This window comes from Fusibacter sp. QWL-12, from assembly GCF_058683495.1.
This window is the reverse complement of sequence record NZ_CM178745.1, coordinates 412581-438503: the sequence shown is the minus strand read 5'-3', so window position 1 is coordinate 438503 and position 25923 is coordinate 412581. Positions and strand designations below refer to the sequence as shown.

Sequence of the window (25923 nt, the reverse complement as noted above, 5' to 3'; positions counted from 1 at the left end):
GGAGGCTATTATGTCTTTAAAGCATCAAATTGCTAGGAAAGAAATTATTGATACAAGTTTGATCATTTTAAAGTCTGCTCTCGTCATTGGGACATGGGGCAATTTAAGTGTTAGAATTCCAGGAGAAGAATTAGTAGCAATTACACCTACTGGTGTTGATTATGAGAAGCTTCTTCCTGAAAATATTCCTATTGTAGACATGGAAGGCAACCTAATCGATGGCAATATGAAGCCATCCATAGAGTTACCTCTTCATTTGGAAATTTACAAAAACAGACCTGATATCAATGCAATTGTGCATACGCATTCTGTACATTGTACGGCGATGGCAATTGCAAGAAAACCGATACCTGCATCCTGTGAAGATTTGGTTCAAATTGTAGGGGGAAATGTAAGGGTCTCAGAATACCGACTTCCTGGTTCGACAGATTTAGGTAAGGTTGTCGTCGAAGCGCTTGAAGGAAGACAAGCCGTAATCATGGCAAATCATGGTTTACTCGCTGCGGGGCCAACACTGAAAGAAACCATTAAAATTGCATTAATATGTGAAAAGTCTGCACAGGCGACGCTATTATCTGCAATGATAGGCGGGGCAGTGGAACTCAACGATGAGGACTGTGGATTTATGAGAGATTTCTATCTCAATAAGTACGGCCAAAGATAAGAAATATTACAAGGATGTGACAAATTGTAAATTATTGTTGCACATATAAAAAAATTAAGATATCCTAAGTCTAGATTGAACTTAACTAGTCAGGAGTTTGATTAATAAAAAAAAGGAGGTTGTAATGATGATGACTAATACTGCAAGAATGAATCAACTGAATGTCGTGTTACGTGGCTTAAACGCTATGAGTGCGTCTAATTTTAATTGCAAAAAAGTTACAGCCTGCGGAGAATTACCTTTCTGAACATAAGGAAGATTGTACATTCAACCACAGGCAAATGTCTGTGGTTTTTTATTTGTAAATTTAGGGGGATCTCTTTATTGAGGTCTAACGTCCACCTTTATAAAACCACGATTATCGTGGTTTTTTTTAATTTACAGATATTGAACCACAGAGACACAAGGAGGCAGAAATGAAAAACATATTTAAGTATTTGAAAGGGTATAGGCTAGCGTTTGCAGCAGCCATCTTTTCAATCATCGTAGCAACAGTCATGCAATTGGCAACGCCAATCCTCATCAAATATGCTGTGGATTCTATAGTAGGGGATGTTCCGGCAGGGAATTTACAATTCCTGATGGATCGGTTTGGTAAGAATTTACTTGCAGTTGTATGGATCATTGTTGCAATCAATTTGATAAGAGGTATTTTTCTATTTTTCAAGGGCTGGCTTTCAAGCTTTGCTGCTGAAAACATTGCTCAAAATATGAGAAATTCTCTATACAAGCAAATTCAATATATGACTTATGAGCATCATACTAAGAAGGAAACGGGAGATATGATACAGCGCTGTACATCAGATGTTGAAACCATTAGAAGATTTTTAGGGGTTCAAATCGTAGATCTTGCTCGTATTGTATTCATGATCTTTTTATCTATAGGCGTCATGCTTTCATTGAACTTAAGATTAACCCTTTATGCAGTAGCACTTATTCCAGTACTTTTTATTTTTTCGTATGTCTTTTTCACAAAAGTTCAAAAGACGTTTAAAAAATCAGATGAAGCTGAAGGTAAATTGACGACTGTACTACAGGAAAATCTTTCAGGCGTTCGCGTTGTAAGAGCTTTTGGGCGTGAGAACTACGAAATTGATAAGTTCGAAACGGTTAATGAAGACTATAGAAAGACAACCTATCGACTAATAGAAATTTTAGCGATGTTCTGGTCATCATCCGACCTGATTACGCTATTTCAAAGTGGTGTTGTTCTAGTAGTTGGTGCACAAATGGTGATTACTGGTGACATTACAATTGGGACATTAATCGCATTTATTACCTATGAGTCGATGCTCCTTTGGCCAGTTAAGCAATCAGGTCGATTGCTGAGTGAGCTTGGTAAAACAACCGTTGCGATAACAAGGGTTGAAGAAATATTAAACGAAGAAATAGAAGTAGAATTACCAGAAGAAATCGCACCAGAAATTAAAGGTTCAGTTACGTTTGAAAACGTTAATTTCTCTTATCCAGATGGGAAAGAGGCACTTAAAAATATCAGCTTTAAACTTGAGTCAGGTAAGACACTGGGAATTTTGGGATCGACAGGATCAGGTAAATCAACCTTGGTGCACTTACTACAAAGACTTTATGATTATGAAGGCAGTATAAAGATTGACGATTACGAACTCGCTTCAATAAAAAAACAGTGGATTCGAAGAAAAATCGGCTTGGTCTTACAAGAACCTTATTTATATGCAAAAACCGTTAAAGAAAATATCGGTATTATCAGTAAGGCTTATGAAACACCAGAAATTGAGGAAGCAGCAAAAATTGCTTCAATCCATGATAATATTATCACCTTCAAAGAAGGTTATGAGACTGTAATCGGCGAAAAAGGGGTTTCACTTTCAGGTGGTCAGAAACAGCGTGTCGCAATTTCGAGAACCATCATAGATGAAACAAAACGCATTTTAATCTTTGACGATTCTCTAAGTGCAGTTGATACAGAGACCGATATGAAAATCAGACGTGCACTTAAGCAAAGAAGTAAAGACATTACAACGCTGATTATCAGTCATAGAATTGCGACTTTGGCAGAAGCGGATTATATCATCGTACTTGATGAGGGTGAAATCATACAAGAAGGCACACATCAAACACTCATTCATACAGATGGGTTATACAAAAGGATTTGGGATTTACAACAAATGGTTGTCTAATAACTGTTTGGCCTAAATCGTAGGAGGATTCAAGTGGAAAATCAAAAAGAAATGAAACTCAAATATGATAAAACAATATGGAAAGAGTTAATCCTCTACTTTAAAAACTTTAAAAGGGATTTTCTAATTCTCTGTTTTTTCATGATCGGACTCGCATCAATAGACATCACATTTCCGCTGTTAACACAATATGCAATCGATCATTTTGTTGAACCAAGAAACCTTGATGGGCTTGGTATGGTAGGCGTTTTCTATGGCCTACTTGCTATTGGACTTGCATTGATCGTCTTTCTGTTCATTAGAAGAGCAGGGAAGATAGAAATGGGATTGCTTTACAAGATGCGTAAGGATAGCTTCGAAAAATTACAAAAACTATCCTTTAGCTATTATGACAAAAATGCGATCGGTTGGATGATCGCTAGAACGACATCAGATGCTTCGAAAATTTCTGAAACCATTGCATGGGGTGTGGTTGACCTCGTGTGGGGACTCACCATGATGTTTGGTATTGCCATCGTCATGTTGGTTTCTAACTGGAAATTGGCACTTGTTACATTGGTTACAGTACCATTATTAGCGGTCATCAGCGTTTTCTTCGAAAAGAAAATGTTAGTTTCCTTTAGAAATGTAAGAAAGATCAACTCGAAGATCACTGGGTTGTTTAATGACGGTATCGTCGGTGCAAGAACGACAAAAACATTAGTTCGCGAAGAGCTTAACCGCGAAGAATTTGGAGAAGTTACATTTGATATGAAGAATACTTCTGTAAGAGCAGGCGTACTTTCAGCAGGTTACCTGCCATTGGCACTCTTTATATCTGCTATAGGTATGGCGTTAACCCTTTACTTCGGTAGCATCTACCTTGCTGGTAGTTTGATAACCTATGGTAAGCTGGTATTGTTCATCACCTATGCGAGAATGTTCTTTGATCCAGTGCTTGAGCTTGCGAGAATTTACACTGAAATGATTAGTGCACAAGCAGCTGCAGAGCGCGTTATGTCACTGATTAACGAAAAAGAAGAAATCGTAGAAAGTGAATCGGTTCTCAACAAGTATGGGGATCATTATCACCAGAAAAAAGAAAATTGGGAAGCCATTCATGGCGACGTTACTTTTGAACACATCGACTTCTATTACAAAGAAGGAGAGTATATCCTAAAGGATTTCAACCTCGAGGTAAAAAAAGGTCAAACGGTTGCTTTGGTAGGAGAAACAGGCTCTGGAAAGAGTACAATTGTCAATCTTGCATGTCGTTTCTACGAGCCAACAGGTGGTAAAATTTTGATCGATGGTGTCGATTATAAAGAACGATCACAAAACTGGTTGCATGCCAACATCGGGTACGTACTCCAATCACCACACTTATTCAGCGGTACCATAAAAGAAAATATTCGATATGGTAAATTGGATGCAACTGAGGCAGAAATTATAGAAGCTGCAAAAACAGTTAACGCACATGATTTTATCTCAAAGCTTGAAAAAGGTTATGATACTGAGGTTGGTGAAGGTGGTGGTATGTTATCTACAGGTGAAAAACAACTCATTTCATTTGCTAGAGCGATTATCTCAAAGCCGAGATTGTTCTTCTTAGATGAAGCAACTTCTTCCATCGATACTGAAACAGAATCTAAAATTCAACATGCCATTGATAAAGTACTTGAGAACAGAACCAGCTTTATCGTAGCACATAGACTTTCAACCATTCGAAATGCAGATCTTATTTTGGTAATCGAAAAAGGACAGATTATTGAAAAAGGAAATCATCATGAGTTGATGGCTAGAAAAGGTCACTACTATGAGCTTTATTCGAATCAGTTTATCGAAGAGGGCGAGCAAGCGATCTTAAACAAACAACACGTTACACCTGAAAAGAACCCCAATGGTAAAAAAGAGGGGCTAATGACGGCGTAATGTGCGAGAAAAAATACAAATTAAATGAATAATTACTCTTGAATGCGCTGATGAATTGTGTTAATATCACTATTAATTAATATTTTTCACATCATCATGCGGATTCGTTCGCAAGACAACTGTATATCCCCTTATCCAGAGAGGCCGAGAGACCAGGCTCGACGACGCCCAGCAACCTGCATCCCATTCGATGCGTGGTGCCAATTCCTGCATTTCGCAAAGAAATGAGAGATAAGAGAGTGGAAACACTTTAATTCTGTCGCTTTCAATGTGAAAGCGACTTTTTTAATTTTCAGATTAAATCGACGAAAGGAGGATTTTCGTGAGCATCATTGTACAAAAATATGGTGGTACATCCATGGCAAATTCAGAGTGTGTTAAAAACGTAGCAGAAAAGGTGGTTGGAACCAAACGAAAGGGTCATGATGTCGTCGTAGTCGTCTCTGCTCCAGCAGGCATGACCGATCAACTTGTGAACCGAGCAAAAGAAATCACGGACAAGCCTTCAGGAAGAGAACTCGATATGATCTTGGCGACAGGTGAACAAATTTCCATCTCTCTTTTAGCAATGGCAATTAAGGCGTTGGGTGAAGACGCAATATCGTTTACAAGTGCTCAAGTGGGCATTTATACAGATAAAAATCACAATAAAGCTAAAATAGAAGAAATAGACACTTCTAAGATCAATCGTGCCCTTTCAGAAGGTAAAGTAGTTATCATAGCAGGCTTTCAAGGCGTTACAAAAGACCTTGAGATTACCACGCTTGGAAGAGGGGGTTCCGATACATCTGCTGTAGCAATAGGCGTAGCGCTTAATGCAGACGAAGTGGAAATTTATACAGACGTTGACGGGATTTATACTGCTGATCCTAGAATCGTCCCCAATGCACATAAAATTGACTATATTACTTTTGATGAAATGCTTGAAATGGCGGGATCAGGCGCGAAGGTGCTCCACCTTAGAAGTGTTGAGCTAGCAGCTAAAAACAATATCCCGATTCACTTGCGTTCATCATTTACAGATACCATAGGCACATATGTCACCGACGAGGAGGAAAAAATGGAAGAGGTTCTAGTGCGTGGCGTTGCACATACCACAAATAATGCTAAAATTACCATTGCAAATATTGAAAATACAGCGAATAATATCGCTTACATCTTTAAGACGATTTCTGATGCCAACATCAATGTAGACGTTATCACTCAAAACTACATCAACAAAGAGGGCATTACGATATCGTTTACAGTTTCACAAGAAGAATATGATCGCGCTTTGACGCTTTCAAAACGACTTGGTAAAGAGCTTAAAGCAGATGACGTGTATGGTAACGAACAGGTTGCTAAAGTATGTATCATAGGCGTTGGGATGAAGTCTACACCAGGTGTCGCTTCAAGAGTGTTTGGATGTCTGGCAGAAAATGGTGTAGCCATTGATATGGTATCTACATCAGATATCAATATCACATGTGTCATCCCACAAGAGGATTATTCAAAGGCAGTACTTGCGATTCACAATGAATTTGAACTTTAAAATACGTTAAGATAGAAAGGCAGGCTTTATGAAAATTGATAACCTATTTACAAGCGGCAAACCAGCGATTTCATTTGAGATTTTTCCTCCTAAAAGAGATGGCGATTTTCAAACGGTGCTGCAGACGATAGATGCTCTCGCATTACTAAAGCCTGACTACATAAGTGTCACTTATGGCGCAGCGGGCAGCGAGAGAAACAACGATACACTTGAACTCGCATCGAGAATTAAAAAAGAATATGGCATAGAAGCACTCGCGCATCTAACGAGTGTTGGGGCAACCAAAGAAGACATTAAGCGAATCTTGTCTGTCTTTGAGGAAAATCAAATTGAAAATGTACTGGCTTTAAGAGGCGATTTACCTGAAAATCCAATCGTAAGAGACTTCAAGTACGCTGGAGACTTAGTCCATTTTATCAAACAAAATGGTGCGTTTGGCGTTGGGGCAGCCTGTTATCCTGAAAGTCATGTGGAATCAAGAAGTAAAACAACAGATCTAATTCATTTGAAGCAAAAGGTGGATCAAGGCGTGGACTTCCTGGTGACGCAGATGTTTTTCGACAACGAGAAATTTTATGAGTTTAAGGATGAGGTGAGAAGTCTTGATATCAATATTCCTATAACCGTGGGGATCATGCCAGTACTGAATAAAAAGCAAATTGAGAGAATGGTTGCTATCAGCGGCGCTCATTTACCTGAAAAGTTTAAAAAAATTCTGAATTGCTACGAGGATAAACCTGCTGCCCTTCAAGACGCTGGCATCATGTATGCTTGCGAACAAATCGTTGATTTGCTTAGTTCTGGGGTGGATGGTATTCACCTATATGTTATGAATAAACCGTATGTAGCGAAGCGCATTTTAGATAATCTATCAGGAATATTAACGACTTTAAGATAAAGCGTTAGCATTTAAGGTAAGGAGTTAGTATGCAGTTTTTAGAGTCTTATGTCTCAAAAAATGAAATATTGAGATATTTAAAGGGTGGCAATGGTCAAGTGAATCAATTCATTTCAGAGGAAGTGAATGATCAGATTCATGCTTTAATTGACAGTCAGTTGAGCGAGAGTTTTAATGTGATTTCACCAAAAAATATTACGAGACGGTTTAAGTTAAAAGTACATGAAGGCGTTATCGAGCTTTTAGATCAAACGGATCAATGTGTCAGTTTGATCCACTCAAATGATTTGTTTCATTTTTTGGAGGGTGCACATGAGGTTGTATTAGGTGCACTCACATTAGGTTCTGAAATTTCAAAGCGGATAGAGAAAAAGATGTTGATCAAGCCTTCTGAAGGGATCGTTCTTAATGCCTGTGCTTCTGTAATAGCAGACGCCTATGCAGATTATCTTCAAAACGAACTTTTAAGTGAACTTGATACTGAATCACTTTATATCTCACAGCGATTTAGCCCTGGGTATGGCGATTTGGCTTTAACGGCACAAGAAAGTATATCGAATTTACTTGAGATGAGAAAACGAATTGGTGTGTATTTAACTGAGCAATATCAGATGCTACCTGAAAAATCAATCACTTTCATCATTGGTCTTTCTCATAGACCTTTTCAGTCTGAAATTCGTACTTGTGGTACGAACTGTCAGGATTGTAAATTAATAAAATGCGCTTATAGGAGGACGAATGTCTAAGATTAGCTTTAATAATTGGTTGAGAGAAAAAGCACGTGTTTTTGACGGTGCAATGGGTTCGGCTTTAATTGAAAAAGGGATGAAACTCGGCGAAGGCTCTGAGCTTCAATCGGTTCAAAACCCAAGTTGGGTGATTGATGTTCATAAAAATCACCTTATGGCAGGGGCTGAAGTGATTACCATCAATACTTTTGGCGTTAATCCAATTAGGTACGACAACTATAAAACCTATTTAGCTGCTGCAAAATCGTGTGCAGATCAAGCGATTAAAGCGTTTAGAGAAGAGAGTGGTAGCGACAGAGTCATCAAGGTAGCACTGGATATCGGTCCTTTAGGGGAACTGCTTTATCCACTAGGAAAACTAGATTACGAAACGGCTTTTAAAGCGTTTAAAAATATTGCGGTTGAAGGTTGGTCTTTAGGGTGTGATCTCGCCATTTTAGAAACCTTTACTGATCTTTATGAACTGAGATGTGCAGTGCTTGCACTTGGTGAAGTGCCTGAACTACCTATTGTAGCCACTATGAGTTTTGAAACGACGGGAAGAACGTTCTTTGGAACCGATGTTGAAAGTATGGCTGTAACTTTAGGGGATCTTGGGCTCAGCGCAATTGGTTTTAACTGCTCTTTTGGCATATCTGAAATGCTGCCGTTGGTTGAAAAGTTAAAGAACGAGACTAACTTGCCCCTTATCGTTCAGCCTAATGCAGGTATACCAGAGATAATTGCGCAAATCGCAGTCTATAAAACGGATTTCGATCAATATGCTGAGCAGTTATACAAGCTTTTAGAAATTGGTGTTTCAGGTGTAGGTGGCTGTTGTGGTTCAGGCGCTATGCACATAGAGAAAATTCGCAAAGTTGTTGATCAGTGGCATGAGGCTGGTAATCTACCTTTACCGAATAATTTGGTTTACAAAACAAGAGTCTCATCGGCGAGTAAAAGTATCACCATTGGTGAAAATATCGTCATCATCGGTGAGCGCATCAACCCTACTGGAAAGAAAAGATTAAAAGAAGCCATTCGAAATTTGGAGTTTGATTACATCGTTAAAGAGGGCATCTTACAGGTTGAACAAGGCGCAAATATTTTAGATGTCAATATCGGGATTCCAGAGATCGACGAAGCTGACTTGATGAAAAAAGCGGTCTTAAAGCTACAAGGATTTGTAGATGTACCTTTGCAGATTGACTCTGCTAGTGCCACAACGCTGGAAGCAGGTGTGAGATATTACAACGGAAAGCCACTTATCAACTCAGTTAATGGTAAAGAAGAAGTCTTAAACTCGGTCTTACCTATTGTAAAAAAATATGGTGCTTGTGTGCTTGGATTAACGCTAGATGAAAATGGCATTCCAGCAAGCTCTTTTGAGCGATTTGAAATTGCAAAAAAAATAGTTGAGAGAGCTGAAGCTTACGGTATCCCTAGACATAATGTGTTGATTGATTGCTTAACCTTAACCGCAAGCGCACAACAAGCAGAGGTGGTTGCGACACTTGAAACCGTAAGAAGAGTGAAGCAGGAGCTTGGTGTTTGTACGGTATTAGGTGTGAGCAATGTTTCATTTGGCTTACCTGCAAGAGAGCTTCTAAATCAGTCCTTCCTCACGATGGCACTGGCTTATGGACTTGATGCACCGATTATGAATCCTGCGCATGCACCTATGATTGCAGCGATTAAAACCTTTGAAGTTCTCGCTAATAAAGATGTCGGCTCTAAGCGTTATATTGAAGCTTATGGTGAAACCTCACCACAATTGATCTTGGCCTCTAAAGATGCACAGATCATACAAGGTGCAACGCAAACGTTGGATTCGAAAGGTTCAGCGACACCTTTAGAAACACCTAAAGATCAACTCATAGATGCGATCAAAAAAGGTCAGACAACAGTTGCTGCAGACTTAACTCGAAAATTACTCACACTGATGCCAGCAGTTAAAATAGTGGATGAAATTATTATAACAGCACTTGATGATGTGGGGAAACGATATGAAAAAGGACAGATTTATCTACCACAGCTCATTCAGTCGGCAGAAGTCGTTCAAGCAGCTTTTGAAGTATTAAAGCTCGCACTTGCTGAAAGTGGAGAAAAGGGCATTAATAAAGGTAAAATCGTCCTAGCCACCGTTAAGCATGACATCCACGATATCGGTAAGAACATTGTAAAAGTTGTTCTCGAAAATTACGGCTATGAAGTTTTCGATTTAGGCAGAGACGTCGCTCCTGAGAAAATTGTTGAAGCCTGTAAGCAGAACGCAATCAAGGTCGTTGGCCTCAGTGCATTGATGACGACAACGGTTGCTTCTATGCGAGAGACCATAGCACTTATAAGAGCTTCAGAGCTAGAGGTAACGGTGGTCGTCGGAGGCGCTGTTCTATCAGAAGAGATTGCTGAGCAGATTGGAGCGGATTTCTTTGCCAAGGATGCCACCGAAGTGGTGAGAATTGCAGAGCGAATCCTAGGTTAGGAAATGATTAGAATGTGTTTAGAATCCGCTAGAACACTTGAAACTTAAAGTGAATTTCTATATTATGTGACTATAGAGACAATATTCGTTTACGAGGAGGCGTCACATGAAAAAATTATGTAAATATGAAAAAGAAGCTAAGGTATCAGGTGTTTGTGCTGGTTTAGCACATTATTTCAATATAGATGTAACCCTAATTCGCTTGATCTGGTTACTTGCTATATTCTTCGGAGTTGGTTCACCAATTCTTGTCTATATCATCATGGCTATTATTTTACCAAAGTATGATCCAGACGCAGTTGATTTCCAAGAGGTAGATGAAGAAGAGGATGATCGTTACGACGATAGCGAGCGTTACTAGTTAAAGCAGAATCCCTGATAGATAACTAAATGGAATCAATCTACAGAAGTAATCAAATAAAAGCAATCAAACAGAACACACACAATGAGTTAACCTAACTCTTTGAGTGTGTTCTTTTGTGTATTCAGCTATAATGATTAAAGAGACTCACAGACATATATTTGGAGGGGACATGAGGCAGAGAGACTTAACGCAGGGCTCAATTTACGGCAATTTAATTTATATGGCTTTACCAACGATGTTTGGATTTTTTTCGCAAATGTTATTTAATGTAGTGGATATGATTTTTGTTGGGATGATCAGCGCCGAAGCGGTAGCTGGTGTCACCATTTATGGGACCATCTCAGTCATTATTTACGTATTTAATGACATCATCGGCACCAGCTCCATATCGCTGATTTCTCAAAGCTATGGACAAGGTGATTTAGAAAAAACATCTCGAGTTGTGGAACAGACCATTACATTTAAAGGTCTTGTGGCCTTGCTCGCCGGTGGCTTTATGCTTATTTTTCTAAAGCCATTAACACACTTTTTTACAGCGGATGCGGTTACTTTTAAAGCAGCAATGGACTACGGTTATATAAGAACGTTCTTCTTACCAATTATGTTCTCTTCATATACAGTGAATACAGCTATGAGGTGTATTGGAGATTCAAAAAAACCCCTGTATATTATGATCTTTGTTTCAATATTAAATGTCATACTAGATCCACTTTTGATGTTTGATACCCTGCCATTTATCACGTGGTTTGGCACACCTATTCCTGGATTTGGAATGGGCGTATTTGGTGCGGCACTGGCTACAGTTATCAGCTCAACGGTTGCGTTTTTAATCGCCTTTTGGTTACTGATCAGAGGGAAGACTTATATCAAAATCAATCTTTGGAACCTTTTAAAACTCGATAAGGAAATTGACTATAAACTCATTACAATTGGCTTACCATCAGGATTTGAAGGCTTAAATAGAAATCTAGCAAACTTTATATTGTTCAAGATGATTGCCTTTTATGGAACGCCTTTTGTCGCTGCATATGGTATTGTAATTCGATTGGTAGACATGTGCTTTATGCCTCTGATGGGCCTTAACATGGGCGGAAGTGCAATCGTCGGTCAAAACATAGGTGCAAACGATTACAAACGCGTTAAAAAAACGGTTCATGCTGCTGCCATCTTAGGCGTAGCAGCGACATTGGTTATTGCGACACTGGCATTTGCTTTTGCGAAGCCAATCGTCGGTATATTTATTCAAGATGATGAAGTTATCGCTATTGGTGCTTTACTGATCAGATGGTTAATACCCTCGATGATTTTCCTTTCGATAATGTTTGGATTTGGCACAGCCTTTTCCGGTTCGGGTTATAACACGCCTTATTTAATTGCTTCAGTAGTATCGAGATGGCTCTTTTTAATTCCAATCGGTGTAGTTGCAACTTATGTCCTTAAAACCAGCTTTAGAGGGCTATTGATTGCGTACATCATCAGCGAAATAGTAGATATGAGCGTCATTTTATACCATTATAAAAAAGGAAAGTGGTTGACCAAGCGCGTCTGAGAAAAGTCACGGGACTGTAATGGCGAAAACGATAAAAATGAAGTATAATAATGCTATCGAACATCCGTTTTAGGGGGAAACATGATTGACTATATAAAAGGCAAATTAAGCCATGTTCAAAGCGATTTTATCGTCGTAGAGACCAATGGCATTGGTTATAAAGTAGCAACCTCTTCCGTATCTGCTGGTGATTTTTCCACGCCAGGTGAAGAGGTCATCGTCTACACAGAAATGATCGTAAGAGAAGATGCCATCTCTCTTGTGGGGTTTTCTACAAGAGAAGAACTGAACATTTTTCATCTATTAACATCGGTAAGTGGCGTTGGTGTAAAAGTAGGCGTCGGTATATTGTCATCACTACCTTACGGTCAACTTGCTGCCATCATCGCGTCGCAGGACATTAAGTCCTTACAAACGGCACAAGGTGTCGGTAAGAAAACAGCGGAACGCATTATACTTGAACTTAAGGATAAGATGCCGCAGACGTTGTCTTTATCTTCAGCAGATGTCAAAGAAGCGACAGCATTAGTGGGCACTACGCAAAGTGATGCACTAGAAGCGCTGATGTCACTTGGTTATACGCGGAGTGAAGCAACTGGTGTCTTAAAGCAAATCGATACCAATGGGTTAGAATTGGAAGCAATTATCAAGCTAGCATTAAAGCAACTTATGTTTTAAATAATCAATTGAGTGTGGAGGCAATATGGATCGTTTTATCACACCTAAGCTGACAGAAGAAGATAAAATTGGTGATACAGGGATAAGACCTAGACTGATCAGCGAGTACGTTGGACAAGAAAAAACGAAGGAAAAATTAAATATATTTATGAAGGCAGCAAAAATGCGTGGTGAATCTTTAGATCACGTATTACTATATGGCCCTCCAGGACTTGGCAAGACGACGCTATCTCATATAATCGCTGAAGAGATGAACGTCGACATCAAAATCACTTCAGGACCAGCTATAGAGCGACCAGGTGATTTGGCTGCTATTTTAACCAGTTTAAAAGAACACGACGTTCTTTTTATAGATGAGATTCATCGATTGAGCCGTCAGGTAGAAGAGGTTCTTTATCCTGCGATGGAGGACTTTGCAATTGACATCGTTCTTGGAAAAGGACCAGGAGCTAGATCGGTGAGATTAGAGCTACCGCACTTTACTTTAGTAGGTGCAACCACGCGTGCGGGTCAATTAACAGCACCGCTGAGAGACCGCTTTGGCGTTATCTGTAAGCTGGATTTATATAATGTTGAGGAACTCTCCGGAATCATAAGACGCTCTGCTGAAGTCTTCCATGTACCAATGGGTGAAGACGCTGTAGTAGAGCTTGCTATGCGAAGCAGAGGAACGCCTCGGATAGTCAATCGCCTACTTAGACGTGTAAGAGATTACGCAATGGTTAAGGCAGATGGCTACGTTACTAGAGATATTGCTAAGCAAGCATTAGATTTACTTGAAATCGATCCACTTGGACTTGATGCAGTTGATCGAAAGGTGCTGAGCTGTATCGTGGAGAATTTTGACGGTGGTCCAGTAGGTTTGGATACCCTAGCTGCTTCAACTGGTGAAGAGGCTTCGACAATTGAAGATGTCTATGAGCCATATCTCATGCAAATTGGGTTTATCAATCGTACCCCGAGAGGTAGAATGATTACAAATAAAGGTAGAGCACATTTAGGCTATGAACTTGTCATCTCAGGAGATCAGCTATATTTTGACAGTTTAGACGGAGGCGACATAGAATGATGTTGTTGAGAAAGTATAATTATGCAATTAAGATTTTAATTTTAATTGGGTTTGTATTGATGGTTAACATGGTACGCATTGACAGTTTTGCAGCAACTCTTGAACAAGTCGATGTTGGGCTACTTTATGGTCAAAATAATCAGTTTCCAATAGGTGTGAGTAGTACAGACGGCTTTGGTCTATATTTTAAGGATTTAAATGGTGATCAAGTGCTGGATTTTTCTGCGTATACCAATTTGATTTTTTACAAAGATGGTTTTTTTGATTCCAACCGAAAATTAATTGAAACAAATGAAAGCTACTATAGCAATAATCAAGTGAAGGGTGGTTACCACATTGAAATTGGACAAGGTTACGATTCCTATGAGGCAGCAGCCACAGTTGTAGCAAACTTACAAGCCAAAGTTGAGCAAGTCTATTTGGTGTATGACGATCAATGGCGTGTTTTTCAAAGCGCTTATCTAACTGAAATAGAAGCAAATAACGCATTACCTCAGATACAAGCAGTATTAACGGATGTAACCATTACTGTAGCACAGCCCAATGACGCACGAATCATCGTTGGCACCAAAGAGGCAATCTTGTTTGCATTTGATAGCCGTGAAAGTGAGTTCCTATTTAAAACGCCAGTTTTTACACTTAATGATGTCATGTATCGTAATAGTTTTATCATTAAACGTCTTTCAAATAGCGATTTTACATTTATCAACCGAGTGACGATGCCAGAATACCTTTATGGGGTCTTACCAAAAGAAGCCAGTGAGAGTTGGCCGATAGAAGCTTTGAAGGCACAGGCAGTGGCTTCTAAGAATTTCGCACTGACAATTGGCAGTAAATATATAGCTTATGGGTTTGATGTGGATGCGACAGTGAACAGTCAAGTTTATGGTGGATTTTCTGTAGAAAAACCCAGATGCAATCAAGCTGTAGATGAAACGAATGGCTATGCACTTGCTTATCAAGGTGAGTTGATTCCAATGTATTTTCACTCAAGTAGTGGCGGCATCACTGATAACTCAGAAAATGTCTGGTCGGGTACGTTGCCTTATTTAAGAAGTACAACAGATTTCTATTCGCTCGGTGCACCTAATACCGATTGGAGTGCGAAGCTAAACAAATCTGATATTGAAGCAAAGCTGATTCAATCTGGCTATAACGTGGGCAGTTTGACACAGGTTAAAATTTTAAGCAGAGCCGAGAGTGGTCGTGTACTTGAGTTCGAGTTTGTAGGCAATCTTGGAAAAGCTACCGTCACGAAGGATAAAATAAGGTCAGTTTTAGGTGCGTCGGTAATAAAAAGCACACTTTTCAGCTTTGATCCAAATACCGCGATTACAGATGTGGCAGCCATAAAAGCAGGTGCTGTCGCTCAAGATACGAATTTAACAGTACAAGTCAACTTAGGTGAGGATGGCGCGATGCCGAAGGTGACGTTGAATATTGATCCAACTTATGGTGTTCTTTCAAATTCAGAGCTAAGTTTCTATCAATCAGGTGCAGTTACCAATAAAAAAGTTGATAAAAATGCATTGATGGCATCTGATGATATTTATCAAACGAAAGTACAATTGAGTAAGCCTTATTTGTATAATTCTACTGAATCATTTGACATAACCGATGGTTATGTGGTATTTTATGGTCACGGTTATGGACATGGTCTCGGTATGAGTCAATGGGGCGCAAAAGCCATGGCTGACTTAGGCTTTAATTACGAAGCAATTCTTAAATACTATTATAAAGATACAGAATTAATCCAACTCCACTAGGTGTTGGATTTATTCGCGAAAAGAAGGATTAACGATGAAGACGAGTGATTTTTATTTTGATTTACCTGAAGAATTAATTGCACAAACCCCTTTACTTGAACGATCGAATTCGAGGCTGATGCACATCGATAAAGTGACGAAAAAGATTGAACATAAGACCTTTCATGATGTAATCGATCAGCTTAAGCAAGGCGATTGCTTAGTTTTAAACAACACAAAGGTTATTCCAGCGAGACTGTTTGGCAGTAAAGAAACAGGCGCAGTTGTTGAATTTTTATTATTAAAGAGATTGTCACTCACGACGTGGGAAACACTTGTAAAACCAGGAAAAAAGGCAAAGATAGGAACTGAATTCACTTTTGGAGATGGTCGATTAAAATGTAAGGTAATCGATATAGGTGATGAAGGTTCAAGAATTATTGAGTTTATCTATGAAGGCGTTTTCGAACACATATTAGATGAACTTGGAACGATGCCTCTACCACCATATATCACCGAAAAATTAGATGATCCAACGAGATATAACACAGTTTATGCTAAAAATGATGGCTCTGCGGCAGCACCAACGGCAGGATTACATTTTACTGAAGCACTACTAAGTGAAATAAAAGCTAAAGGTGTAAAACTTGCCTTTGTTACACTTCATGTAGGCCTAGGGACATTTAGACCCGTTAAAGTGGATGATGTTAATTCACATAAAATGCACTCAGAGTATTATGAACTAGATGATGAGAATGCACAGATTATTAATGAAGCTAAAGCGAATGGTGGTAGAATTATCTCCGTTGGAACCACTTCAACTAGAACGCTTGAAACCATTGCCGATGATAACGGAATTGTCAAAGCTCAAAGTGGTTGGACTGAAATTTTTATCTATCCAGGTTATCGATTTAAAGTTGTAGATGGACTCATCACAAATTTTCATCTACCAGAGTCGACTTTAATTATGTTAGTTAGTGCGTTTTTAGATAGAGAAACTGTTCTTAACGCTTACGAAACTGCGGTAAATGAAAAATATAGATTCTTTAGCTTTGGCGATGCCATGCTGATTTTGTAAAAAGGAGTATTGTAATGGCGATTAGATATGAACTGATAAAAGAGTGCAAACAAACGGGTGCGAGATTAGGGCGTTTACACACACCTCACGGCATCATTGAAACCCCGATATTTATGCCTGTCGGCACACAAGCAACCGTAAAGGCGATGACACCTGAAGAGCTAAAAGAAATTGAAGCACAAATTATTCTTTCAAATACCTATCATCTTTATTTAAGACCAGGTCACGAACTTGTAAAAGAGGCAGGTGGTCTACACAAATTCATGAACTGGGATCGTCCTATTCTAACCGATAGTGGTGGATTTCAGGTATTTAGCTTAGGTGAATTAAGAAAAATCACAGAAGAAGGCGTAACCTTCCAATCACATCTAGATGGTAGTAGACACTTTTTATCGCCAGAACGCGTTATGGAAGTAGAAACTGCATTAGGTGCAGATATTATCATGGCATTTGATGAGTGTGCACCTTATCCCGCCGATTATGATTATGTTAAAAAATCCATGGAAAGAACCACAAGATGGGCAGTAAGATGTAAAGAAGCTTTTACCAATACTGAAAACCAAGCGCTTTTTGGAATCGTTCAAGGGGGTATGTATAGAGACTTAAGAGAAAAAAGTGCTGCTGATTTAGTTGCTCTTGATTTTCCAGGCTATTCTATAGGTGGTCTTAGTGTTGGAGAACCAAAGGAACTGATGTATGAAGTGCTTGATTATACAACGCCGTTATTACCAAAAGATAAACCGAGGTATCTTATGGGCGTTGGTAGTCCAGATGCGCTTATCGAAGGTGCTATAAGAGGCGTCGATATGTTCGACTGTGTCCTTCCAACACGTATCGCAAGAAATGGTACTGCTATGACCTCACAAGGTAAAGTCGTTATAAAAAATGCGAAATATACTAGGGACTTTTCACCACTTGATCCAGAATGCAACTGCTATTGTTGCAAAAACTATACGAAAGCATATATCAGACACCTTTATAAAGCAGATGAAATTCTTTCGTCAAGATTGTTGTCTACACATAACCTTCATTTTCTCTTAAACCTTATGAAACAAGTGCGTCAAGCCATCATGGAAGATCGTTTAATGGACTTTAGAAATGAATTCTTCGCAAAATATTATGGCGATTCAGAATTGTAATCAATTGAAATTCTGATATAATGTTATGTAAATGATGCTGTTTTTAATGGCAGACTAAGAATTGTTAAAGGAGAATATAGAATGAATAGTACGGTTGGATTGATTGCTTATATGGGATTTTTCTTTGTCCTAATGTATTTTTTAATTATCAGACCACAAAAGAAAAAAACCAAACAATTAAATGATCTTAGAGGCAGTGTCAAAGCTGGAGATACTTTAGTAACGATCGGCGGTATCGTAGGCACAGTGGTAAAAGTAAAAGAAGATGAATTCGTTATCGAAGTTGGTGCAGCAAGAACGAAATTAACCTTTAAAAAATGGGCGATTTCTTCTATCGAAAAAGCAAGTGATGCTGCTGTACAAGTAGTAGAGGATGACGAAATCGAAGAATAGTCATTATTAACCAATAGTACAATGCCGAATCCTCAATATGGATTCGGTTTTTTTTAGTTATAATCTTGCATTTGACAAAATCTAAAGACTCGATGTTCTAAAAATTTTTAAAACCACAATTTCGTCAAAGCTTGAACGAACAAATACTCTTTTCTAATCGCTAAAAGCATGGTATAATAGCTTGTATTTTATCAAAATGGTATGAAGTTAAGTATCTAAAGTTTTGGGAGGGTTAGCGTAATGAAACATATAAAAACAATTAATACTGGTTCTTTAAAAAGCTCAGCAGCTCACGGCGGTTGTGGCGAATGTCAAACATCTTGTCAATCAGCATGTAAGACTTCTTGTACTGTAGGAAACCAAGAGTGTGAAAGAAAATAATCGAATGATTCTATTCTTAAAAGAGCAGCCTACAGCTGCTTTTCTTCTTGCAATGAAATTAGGAGGTAACAATGATCCACAAATTTAAACAAGGCGATATGTTCTTTGTTTTAGACGTTAATAGCGGTGCTGTGCATATCATAGATGAAATCGTATTCGACGCACTAGAATACTACCCGCAAAACAATGCTGTTTCTGTTATTCGCATGCTTAAGGATAAGTATCCGGAAGCTTCAATAAAAGAAACACTAGAAGAAATCGACTATTTAATCGATAATGATATGCTCTATACGGACGATGCCTATGTAAATTCTATAGAGTTTAATAATAGAAGTCCTGTTATCAAAGCGCTATGTCTACATGTGGCTCATGACTGTAACATCAGATGTGCTTATTGTTTTGCGTCACAAGGCGATTTTAAAGGTGATCGTTCATTGATGCCTTATGAAGTTGGTAAAAAAGCACTGGATTTATTAGTTGCCAATTCTGGGAACAGACGCAATTTAGAAGTGGATTTCTTCGGTGGCGAGCCATTAATGAACTTTGAAGTGGTGAAGCAATTGGTTGCTTATGGTAGAAGCCTAGAACCGATTCACAATAAAAACTTTAGATTTACACTCACTACAAACGGTGTTTTGTTAAATGATGAAAACATGGCATACATCAATGAAAATATGTCGAACGTCGTACTTAGTATCGATGGTAGAAGAGAAGTAAATGATAAAATGAGATATACAATCAGCGGCGGTGGCACTTATGACATCATCGTTGACAAATTTAAGAAATTGGTAGAAAAAAGAGAAGGCAAATCTTATTATGTAAGAGGTACTTTTACAAGCAATAATTTAGACTTCTCAAAAGACGTGATTCATTTAGCAGATTTAGGGTTTAAAAGTACATCGGTTGAACCGGTGGTCGCAAAGCCCACTGATGCATATGCAATTACAGAAGAACACCTCGATGTATTAAAAACAGAATATGAAAGACTTGCAGAAGAAATGGTTGTTCGACATAACGCAGGCAATGATTTCTCGTTTTTCCATTTTGCAATTGATATGAGTCAAGGACCTTGTGTCGTTAAAAGATTGTCTGGCTGCGGTGCTGGATCTGAGTATTTAGCGGTTACACCAGAAGGTGATATTTATCCATGTCATCAGTTTGTTGGAGACGATCATTTTAAAATGGGTAATGTAATGGCGGGTGTTTTAGATTTTGGTTTAACCAACCAATTTAAAAATGCACATGTCTATAATAAAGAAAAATGTAGAAGCTGTTGGGCGAAATTCTATTGCTCAGGTGGCTGTCATGCAAATGCTTACAATTTTAACAACGATATCTTTGTACCTTATGATATTGGTTGTGAACTTGAGAAAAAGAGAATTGAAAGCTCGCTTTACCTCTATGGTAAAATGAATCAAACAGAAGAGTAATTCAGTCAGTCAAAATGAAGTCATCCTACTTCATTTTGATTTTCTTTTGAGAGTTAAACTGAAAAACATTTTGGATTATCCAAGGAAAGGAGCCATCATGCTAATTGAAATTAAGGGATTTGTCCCAAAAGTCAGTGAAAACAGCTTTATTGCAAACTCCGCAGAAGTTATAGGTCAAGTTGTTGTAGAAGAAGGCGCTAACATTTGGTATAATACAGTAGTTAGGGGTGACGTAGAACCAATTATTGTAGGAGAGGGTACCAATGTTCAAGATTTATGTGTTTTGCATACGAGCAAAGGATTTCCAACGACGATCGGTAAAGACGTTACCATAGGACATCGCGCCATCTGTCACGGATGCACGATCGAAAATAATGTTTTAATTGGTATGGGTGCGATTGTACTTGATGGTGCTTATATTGAATCAAACGTTATCATAGGTGCCGGTTCACTGGTGCCACCTAAAAAGAGAATTCCATCAGGTTCTTTGGTGATGGGTTCACCTGCGAAAGTGGTTAGAACCTTATCCGAAGAAGAGATTGAACACATAAAGCAATCTGCAAAAAACTACGTGGAATTGTCACAGCATTACAAAACAAAATAGGAGGCATTCAACATGAAAGGAAAAAACACGATCTTGTTTTTCCTAATCGTCGTACTTATTGCAGGCCTGGCTTATGTGGCAGTTGAAGGTGTAACCATTGGCAAACTTTCTATCGCTCCTGTAAGAGACGAATTAAAACTCGGTTTGGATATCGAGGGTGGTGTCAGCGTCGTTTATGAAGCGATAACTGATGAAACAGGCGATGATTTGGCTAGAACGATGCAACAAACAAAAGAAATTATTGGTCGCCGTATCAATGAACTCGGTTTAACAGAACCAGTAATTACTTTACAAGGCGAAAAGAGACTTAGAATTGAGTTACCTGGCGTTAGCAATGCACAAGATGCAATTGATGTCATTGGTAAAACCGCATTACTTGAGTTTGACTTGGTTACAGGTACAACTCCTGCATCAGAAGGTATGACAACTTCAGATTTTGAATATGAGAAAATTCTTGAAGGTCAAAACATCAAAGATGCTTACGTATCTAAAAACTCTTACAACCAACCAGTTGTTGCTTTAAAATTTGATGCAACAGGAACTGATTTGTTTAGAGATGCAACTAGCAAAGCAACAAGCGGTGGCACTGGCAAAGGTCAGATTGCTATCGTATTAGATAATCAAGTAATCTCGGCACCTTATACATCAATTATTATTGCAAATGGTGAAGCGATTATCGAAGGTAACTTCACTTATGATACTGCAAACAATTTGGCAATGTTAATCAGAGGTGGTGCGCTTCCAGTTCAATTGGATGAAATTCAAACATCTGTTATCGGACCAACACTGGGATTAAATTCATTTAACTCTGCTATTAAAGCTGCATTTTACGGTATTATTTTAGTCATGATTTTCATGATGTTTTTCTATAGAATTCCTGGTGTTATCGCTTCAATCGCATTAACACTTTATGCATTAATCGTAGTTTACGTTATGATTGGTTTAAATGCGACTCTTACATTACCTGGTATTGCAGGTATCGTTATTTCACTGGGTATGGCAGTTGATGCCAACGTAATTATATTTGAACGTTTGAAAGAAGAAATGAAAGTGGGTAAATCACTTAGAGCTTCTATCGACGGTGGTTTCCACAGAGCGATGAGTACCATCGTTGACTCTAACGTAACGACATTTATCGCAGCATTAATCCTCTTTGCATTTGGCGAAGGCCCAATCAAGGGTTTTGCAGTGACACTTATGATCGGTATTATATCAAGTATGTTAACAGCAGTTGTTGTGACGAAATCACTTCTTAAACTGTCTCTTGGCTTTACAGATCGTAAAAAACTTTACGGGTCAAGGGGGTAATGGTGATGAGAAATATTCAATTTATGAAACATTATAAACTTTGGTTCGCGATTTCTGGTGCGGTGATCTTAATCGGTATTGTAATGATGTTATTTAACGGGTTAAATCTTGGTATCGACTTTACTGGCGGTACAATGATTCAAGTAGAATTACATCAAGAAGTTTCTGTTGCGGATATAACAGATTTATTAGCAGATTATAATTTAAACCCAGACATCGTTCACTCAGGTGAAGCAAAAACAGGCGTTATCATAAAGACAAAGGTTTCTTTAGACAATGCTGAAAGAACTCAAATTTTTAACACAATCAATAGCAAATATCCACTTACTAGCTCAGATTTTAGTGCCGATCAATTTGGTCCTAATATGGGTGAAGAAATTAGAAATAGAGCAATCACAGCAGTTTTAATCGCTTCTGTATTCATGTTAATCTATATTTCTATTCGATTTGAAAGTATGTTTGGTATAGCTGCTATCATCTGTCTTGTTCATGACGTTTTATTTGTAATTTCAATTTATGCGATTACAGGTAAAAGTGTTAACTCAAGCTTTATTGCAGCAATCTTAACCATTGTTGGTTACTCAATCAACGATACGATCGTTGTATTTGACAGAGTAAGAGAGAACATCAAGCGTGAAAAAACAAAAGATTATATGGCTTTAGTAGACATATCTGCTAACCAAACGTTAACAAGAACATTAAATACTTCTTTAACAACGTTATTAGTAATTGCAGCTCTTTTCGTATTCGGTTCTGAATCTATTAAAGATTTTGCGTTCCCGTTATTAGTTGGTGTTGCTGTTGGTACTTATTCATCAATCTTTATCGCAAGTCCAGTTTGGGCAATAACGCGTTCTAAGTTTGGTAAAAAAGGTGCTTACGCAGCAAAATAAGCTATCGGAAAAATTGGTTTTATTACCAAGCATTTAATTCAAATGCCGTGCAAGAGTATGAACTCCTGTACGGCATTATTTGCTTTTTATAAACTTACAAAAAATTCGACAGATACATAAAATTGACTTATAATTAAAATAAAAGAACAAATGGAGGTTATCATGCAAATATACATTGTACTAATTTTACTATTTTCAATCTTAGTAACGCTATTTGCTATTTTTAATGCATCAGTCGTAACTGTGAGCTTATTTTTTGTAGAAGCTCAGATTTCACTTGCATTAGTCATTATAATCTCAGCACTGATAGGTGCTTTAACAGTGGTTTTATTTGATATGTTTAAGAAAATCAAACAAGGCAAGCAGTTAAAAGATCTCAATAAGAAAATTGAAGATCTTGAAAAGCAGATTGCCGTAAAAGATGAAGCGATTCGTCAAAGAGATCAAGTTGTCAGTGAGAAAGAGTTAGAGCTTTCTAAGCGAGAAGGTATTATAAAAGAATTGAGACTTGAACAAAGTCGAACGATAACTAAAACAGAAATGACAGAAGATGAAAATAAATCAGATGAAGTGGGTAATCAATGATATTTCAAAGTTCCATATGGTCACAACGGACCATTGATCAGCAAGTTATCAATAAGCACAGTCATGAATGGCATAAGGATCAGTTAATAACAAAGCTTTTATTGGATAGAGGTTTAGAGTCGCAGGCTGAAGTTGAAAGGTTTTTAAATCCTAGAATTGAGGATCTAAGGGATCCTCTTTTATTATTGGATATGTCAAAAGCAGTTGAACGTATTAAGATTGCGATTGATAATGGAGAAAACATTTGGCTTTATGGCGATTATGATGTAGATGGTATAACGAGTATTTCTATTTTGATGAAGTACTTTAAGTCAATTGGAGTTGCATCGAATTACTATATACCAGATCGAATTGATGAAGGATATGGAATCAGTAATCAAGGACTTGATACCATTAAAGAAAAAGGTGGTAATTTAGTTATCACTGTAGATTGCGGGATTACAGCATTAGAGCAAGCAAATTACGCTAAGACAATCGGACTTGACTTGATTATTACAGATCATCATGAGTTTCAGGGTGAATTGCCTGATGCTCACGCAGTTATTAATCCCAAAAGAGGGGATTACCCTTTTAAGTCTTTAGCAGGCTGTGGCGTCGCTTTAAAGCTCGTTCAAGCATTAACAGGGGATGAATTTTGCGGTTTTTATGACCAAGTCATCGATATAGCAGCACTTGGAACGGTTGCAGATATTGTACCACTCGTTGATGAAAATAGAGTGATTACCAGTATAGGACTTGCCAAAATGCCGAACACCAATAATCCTGGAATACAAGCATTAATCGCTGAAGCAGGCTTGGTAGGAAAAGAGATAAATTCTGGTCATATAGGGTTTGTCATAGCGCCAAGAATTAATGCGTCTGGTAGGATTGGGAATCCAAGTATAGCTGTGGACATGCTTTTGGAAGAGGATTATTTCAGTGCACTTGAAATTGCAAAGGCATTGAGTCAGCTCAATTCGGAGAGACAAAGTCAAGAACGCGAAATTTTAGAAAGTGCAGAAGCGTATATTCAGAAAAATATTGATTTGGACCTTGAGCGCATCCTGTTAGTCGTAGGGGAAGACTGGCATACTGGCATCATTGGTATCGTCGCTTCAAAGCTCTCCGATAAATACTCAAGACCAACCATTATACTCAATAGTGATGGTGAAAACGCCAAAGGATCTGCAAGAAGTATCGAAGGAATCAGTATTTATGAAGTGTTATCGAATTTTTCTCATCTATTTGAAAAGTTTGGTGGTCACGAGCAAGCTGCAGGTCTTTCACTAAAAGCATCCAATATTCCTTTGTTAAAGGAAGGGTTGATTCAGTATGCATTTGAACATATACAAGAGTATATGCTTATCTCTCAAGAGAGAGTTGATGGAGTTTTAGAGCCCAAGATGGTGACCCATGATTTGGTTGAAACCATTGAGCATTTAAAACCTTTTGGAATGGGGAATCCTAAACCTCAATTTGTATTTAATCATTTGATTATAGAAGATTATAAAACGATTGGTAAGCTACAAAATCATTTGAAAATGGTGGTTAACGATGGCAATCGCGTGTACGACGCGTTGGCTTTTAATCGCTCTGAATTTATGAAACATCTAAGAAAAAATGAAGAAATTCATCTGTTAATGACACTTGAAAAAAATAATTTCATGGGTGTTGAAACCATCCAGTTCTTAATCAAAGATATGATTAAAGAAAGAATGCCTATTGATGATCAGCTTAAAAGACGTCTTGAAGCATCGCAATACAGATATGTTTTAGAGAGTAATAACAATCCTGATATACAACATTTTACATCGATAGATAGTTTTGATATAATATTTTCTGTTCCCTCAAAATTGCCAATACTTATTTATTCAGAAGAAGGTATTAACAAGTTTAAGGAAACGGTATTGAGTCGAAATTTTGTAGGTTATACGCTTCATTTCAATGAACTGAATGTGAATGAATCAAGAGAAGGATTTTGGGATGTGGTCATCTTCCCTGTGAACGCTAATTATGTATCTGCCTTTGTTTATTCTGCTGATGCATATCATATGGATACTTTGTCACATATTCCGACGAGAGAAGATCTGGCAATTTTCTATAAATTAGCTGCACAAAAACGTGAAGCCAAATTGCAGCAGCTTAACCATCGAGGTGCTTTTAGTATGGTTAAATGTCGACTTTGTCTTGAACTTCTTTCCCAAATGCAGTTGCTAAATTATCATTTAAACGGGGATCAGGTAAAATTAGAATGGCTACCACGTCCAGAACGTAAGATTGATATTGAACAACTTGCATGGTATAGACAGATTCAAGAGAGATGGCGCAAATAATAAAAACGACTTAATAAAG

23 protein-coding genes and 1 riboswitch are annotated in these 25923 nt (G+C 38.1%); all 23 genes read left to right on the top strand.

Annotated elements, in window-relative coordinates; translation table 11 throughout:
• The first annotated feature begins 10 nt into the window (after nucleotides 1-10).
• On the top strand, nucleotides 11-664 hold the full coding sequence (locus tag AC4PID_RS02555; RefSeq protein WP_492134025.1) for a class II aldolase/adducin family protein: 654 nt from the start codon (nucleotides 11-13) through the stop codon (nucleotides 662-664).
• A gap of 124 nt (nucleotides 665-788) precedes the next feature.
• Nucleotides 789-911, top strand: a complete 123-nt coding sequence (locus AC4PID_RS02550) for a hypothetical protein (RefSeq protein WP_492134024.1) — start codon at nucleotides 789-791, stop codon at nucleotides 909-911.
• A gap of 169 nt (nucleotides 912-1080) precedes the next feature.
• On the top strand, nucleotides 1081-2823 hold the full coding sequence (locus AC4PID_RS02545; protein WP_492134023.1) for an ABC transporter ATP-binding protein: 1743 nt from the start codon (nucleotides 1081-1083) through the stop codon (nucleotides 2821-2823).
• 33 nt (nucleotides 2824-2856) lie between these two features.
• A complete protein-coding gene (locus AC4PID_RS02540) occupies nucleotides 2857-4734 on the top strand; it encodes an ABC transporter ATP-binding protein (RefSeq protein WP_492134022.1) in 1878 nt (625 codons plus the stop codon).
• A gap of 128 nt (nucleotides 4735-4862) precedes the next feature.
• Nucleotides 4863-4972: riboswitch (SAM riboswitch) on the top strand.
• A gap of 84 nt (nucleotides 4973-5056) precedes the next feature.
• Complete coding sequence (locus AC4PID_RS02535) at nucleotides 5057-6265, top strand: aspartate kinase (RefSeq protein WP_492134021.1); 1209 nt, start codon at nucleotides 5057-5059, stop codon at nucleotides 6263-6265.
• 28 nt (nucleotides 6266-6293) lie between these two features.
• Nucleotides 6294-7163: a methylenetetrahydrofolate reductase [NAD(P)H] gene (metF, locus tag AC4PID_RS02530; protein ID WP_492134020.1), complete on the top strand. Its 870-nt coding sequence runs from the start codon at nucleotides 6294-6296 to the stop codon at nucleotides 7161-7163.
• Between the two features lie 29 nt (nucleotides 7164-7192).
• A complete protein-coding gene (locus tag AC4PID_RS02525; protein WP_492134019.1) occupies nucleotides 7193-7909 on the top strand; it encodes a vitamin B12 dependent-methionine synthase activation domain-containing protein in 717 nt (238 codons plus the stop codon).
• A complete protein-coding gene (locus AC4PID_RS02520) occupies nucleotides 7902-10376 on the top strand; it encodes a homocysteine S-methyltransferase family protein (RefSeq protein WP_492134018.1) in 2475 nt (824 codons plus the stop codon). The genes AC4PID_RS02525 and AC4PID_RS02520 overlap by 8 nt, the downstream gene beginning before the upstream one ends.
• Nucleotides 10377-10482: 106 nt before the next feature.
• The gene (locus AC4PID_RS02515; RefSeq protein ID WP_492134017.1) at nucleotides 10483-10737 is read left to right on the top strand and encodes a PspC domain-containing protein; all 255 of its coding nucleotides are present in this window, start codon (nucleotides 10483-10485) and stop codon (nucleotides 10735-10737) included.
• Between the two features lie 172 nt (nucleotides 10738-10909).
• The gene (locus AC4PID_RS02510; protein WP_492134016.1) at nucleotides 10910-12289 is read left to right on the top strand and encodes an MATE family efflux transporter; all 1380 of its coding nucleotides are present in this window, start codon (nucleotides 10910-10912) and stop codon (nucleotides 12287-12289) included.
• Between the two features lie 81 nt (nucleotides 12290-12370).
• On the top strand, nucleotides 12371-12967 hold the full coding sequence (ruvA, locus tag AC4PID_RS02505; protein ID WP_492134015.1) for a Holliday junction branch migration protein RuvA: 597 nt from the start codon (nucleotides 12371-12373) through the stop codon (nucleotides 12965-12967).
• 25 nt (nucleotides 12968-12992) lie between these two features.
• Nucleotides 12993-14036 carry a Holliday junction branch migration DNA helicase RuvB gene (gene ruvB / locus AC4PID_RS02500; RefSeq protein WP_492134014.1) on the top strand — a complete coding sequence of 348 codons (1044 nt, stop codon included), beginning with the start codon at nucleotides 12993-12995 and terminating at the stop codon, nucleotides 14034-14036.
• On the top strand, nucleotides 14033-15802 hold the full coding sequence (locus tag AC4PID_RS02495) for a SpoIID/LytB domain-containing protein (protein ID WP_492134013.1): 1770 nt from the start codon (nucleotides 14033-14035) through the stop codon (nucleotides 15800-15802). The genes ruvB and AC4PID_RS02495 overlap by 4 nt, the downstream gene beginning before the upstream one ends.
• Before the next feature lie 34 nt (nucleotides 15803-15836).
• Entirely contained in the window at nucleotides 15837-16859 is a 1023-nt protein-coding gene (queA, locus tag AC4PID_RS02490; protein WP_492134012.1) for a tRNA preQ1(34) S-adenosylmethionine ribosyltransferase-isomerase QueA, read from the top strand.
• Between the two features lie 14 nt (nucleotides 16860-16873).
• Nucleotides 16874-17998, top strand: coding sequence for a tRNA guanosine(34) transglycosylase Tgt (gene tgt / locus AC4PID_RS02485; RefSeq protein ID WP_492134011.1), 1125 nt, complete (start codon nucleotides 16874-16876; stop codon nucleotides 17996-17998).
• An 81-nt stretch (nucleotides 17999-18079) separates the two neighbouring features.
• Nucleotides 18080-18391 (top strand): preprotein translocase subunit YajC, encoded by a 312-nt coding sequence (gene yajC, locus AC4PID_RS02480; RefSeq protein WP_492134010.1) that lies wholly within the window; start codon nucleotides 18080-18082, stop codon nucleotides 18389-18391.
• Between the two features lie 240 nt (nucleotides 18392-18631).
• Entirely contained in the window at nucleotides 18632-18772 is a 141-nt protein-coding gene (gene scfA / locus AC4PID_RS02475; protein WP_492134009.1) for a six-cysteine ranthipeptide SCIFF, read from the top strand.
• 71 nt (nucleotides 18773-18843) lie between these two features.
• Nucleotides 18844-20202: a thioether cross-link-forming SCIFF peptide maturase gene (gene scfB, locus AC4PID_RS02470; RefSeq protein WP_492134008.1), complete on the top strand. Its 1359-nt coding sequence runs from the start codon at nucleotides 18844-18846 to the stop codon at nucleotides 20200-20202.
• Nucleotides 20203-20299: 97 nt separating this feature from the next.
• Nucleotides 20300-20806, top strand: a complete 507-nt coding sequence (locus AC4PID_RS02465) for a gamma carbonic anhydrase family protein (protein WP_492134007.1) — start codon at nucleotides 20300-20302, stop codon at nucleotides 20804-20806.
• Between the two features lie 12 nt (nucleotides 20807-20818).
• Nucleotides 20819-22114 (top strand): protein translocase subunit SecD, encoded by a 1296-nt coding sequence (secD, locus tag AC4PID_RS02460; RefSeq protein WP_492134006.1) that lies wholly within the window; start codon nucleotides 20819-20821, stop codon nucleotides 22112-22114.
• A 5-nt stretch (nucleotides 22115-22119) separates the two neighbouring features.
• Nucleotides 22120-23007: a protein translocase subunit SecF gene (secF, locus tag AC4PID_RS02455; protein WP_492134005.1), complete on the top strand. Its 888-nt coding sequence runs from the start codon at nucleotides 22120-22122 to the stop codon at nucleotides 23005-23007.
• A 162-nt stretch (nucleotides 23008-23169) separates the two neighbouring features.
• On the top strand, nucleotides 23170-23592 hold the full coding sequence (locus AC4PID_RS02450) for a LapA family protein (RefSeq protein WP_492134004.1): 423 nt from the start codon (nucleotides 23170-23172) through the stop codon (nucleotides 23590-23592).
• The gene (recJ, locus tag AC4PID_RS02445; protein WP_492134003.1) at nucleotides 23589-25904 is read left to right on the top strand and encodes a single-stranded-DNA-specific exonuclease RecJ; all 2316 of its coding nucleotides are present in this window, start codon (nucleotides 23589-23591) and stop codon (nucleotides 25902-25904) included. The genes AC4PID_RS02450 and recJ overlap by 4 nt, the downstream gene beginning before the upstream one ends.
• Nucleotides 25905-25923: the final 19 nt, after the last annotated feature.

What these genes read in the sequence shown, in the direction of transcription:
- AC4PID_RS02555 (WP_492134025.1), top strand. Translation starts at nt 11, where the DNA reads ATGTCTTTAAAGCATCAAATTGCTAGGAAAGAAATTATTGATACAAGT.
- AC4PID_RS02550 (WP_492134024.1), top strand. Translation starts at nt 789, where the DNA reads ATGATGATGACTAATACTGCAAGAATGAATCAACTGAATGTCGTGTTA.
- AC4PID_RS02545 (WP_492134023.1), top strand. Translation starts at nt 1,081, where the DNA reads ATGAAAAACATATTTAAGTATTTGAAAGGGTATAGGCTAGCGTTTGCA.
- metF (WP_492134020.1), top strand. Translation starts at nt 6,294, where the DNA reads ATGAAAATTGATAACCTATTTACAAGCGGCAAACCAGCGATTTCATTT.
- AC4PID_RS02525 (WP_492134019.1), top strand. Translation starts at nt 7,193, where the DNA reads ATGCAGTTTTTAGAGTCTTATGTCTCAAAAAATGAAATATTGAGATAT.
- AC4PID_RS02520 (WP_492134018.1), top strand. Translation starts at nt 7,902, where the DNA reads ATGTCTAAGATTAGCTTTAATAATTGGTTGAGAGAAAAAGCACGTGTT.
- AC4PID_RS02515 (WP_492134017.1), top strand. Translation starts at nt 10,483, where the DNA reads ATGAAAAAATTATGTAAATATGAAAAAGAAGCTAAGGTATCAGGTGTT.
- AC4PID_RS02510 (WP_492134016.1), top strand. Translation starts at nt 10,910, where the DNA reads ATGAGGCAGAGAGACTTAACGCAGGGCTCAATTTACGGCAATTTAATT.
- ruvA (WP_492134015.1), top strand. Translation starts at nt 12,371, where the DNA reads ATGATTGACTATATAAAAGGCAAATTAAGCCATGTTCAAAGCGATTTT.
- ruvB (WP_492134014.1), top strand. Translation starts at nt 12,993, where the DNA reads ATGGATCGTTTTATCACACCTAAGCTGACAGAAGAAGATAAAATTGGT.
- AC4PID_RS02495 (WP_492134013.1), top strand. Translation starts at nt 14,033, where the DNA reads ATGATGTTGTTGAGAAAGTATAATTATGCAATTAAGATTTTAATTTTA.
- queA (WP_492134012.1), top strand. Translation starts at nt 15,837, where the DNA reads ATGAAGACGAGTGATTTTTATTTTGATTTACCTGAAGAATTAATTGCA.
- tgt (WP_492134011.1), top strand. Translation starts at nt 16,874, where the DNA reads ATGGCGATTAGATATGAACTGATAAAAGAGTGCAAACAAACGGGTGCG.
- yajC (WP_492134010.1), top strand. Translation starts at nt 18,080, where the DNA reads ATGAATAGTACGGTTGGATTGATTGCTTATATGGGATTTTTCTTTGTC.
- scfA (WP_492134009.1), top strand. Translation starts at nt 18,632, where the DNA reads ATGAAACATATAAAAACAATTAATACTGGTTCTTTAAAAAGCTCAGCA.
- scfB (WP_492134008.1), top strand. Translation starts at nt 18,844, where the DNA reads ATGATCCACAAATTTAAACAAGGCGATATGTTCTTTGTTTTAGACGTT.
- AC4PID_RS02465 (WP_492134007.1), top strand. Translation starts at nt 20,300, where the DNA reads ATGCTAATTGAAATTAAGGGATTTGTCCCAAAAGTCAGTGAAAACAGC.
- secD (WP_492134006.1), top strand. Translation starts at nt 20,819, where the DNA reads ATGAAAGGAAAAAACACGATCTTGTTTTTCCTAATCGTCGTACTTATT.
- secF (WP_492134005.1), top strand. Translation starts at nt 22,120, where the DNA reads ATGAGAAATATTCAATTTATGAAACATTATAAACTTTGGTTCGCGATT.
- AC4PID_RS02450 (WP_492134004.1), top strand. Translation starts at nt 23,170, where the DNA reads ATGCAAATATACATTGTACTAATTTTACTATTTTCAATCTTAGTAACG.
- recJ (WP_492134003.1), top strand. Translation starts at nt 23,589, where the DNA reads ATGATATTTCAAAGTTCCATATGGTCACAACGGACCATTGATCAGCAA.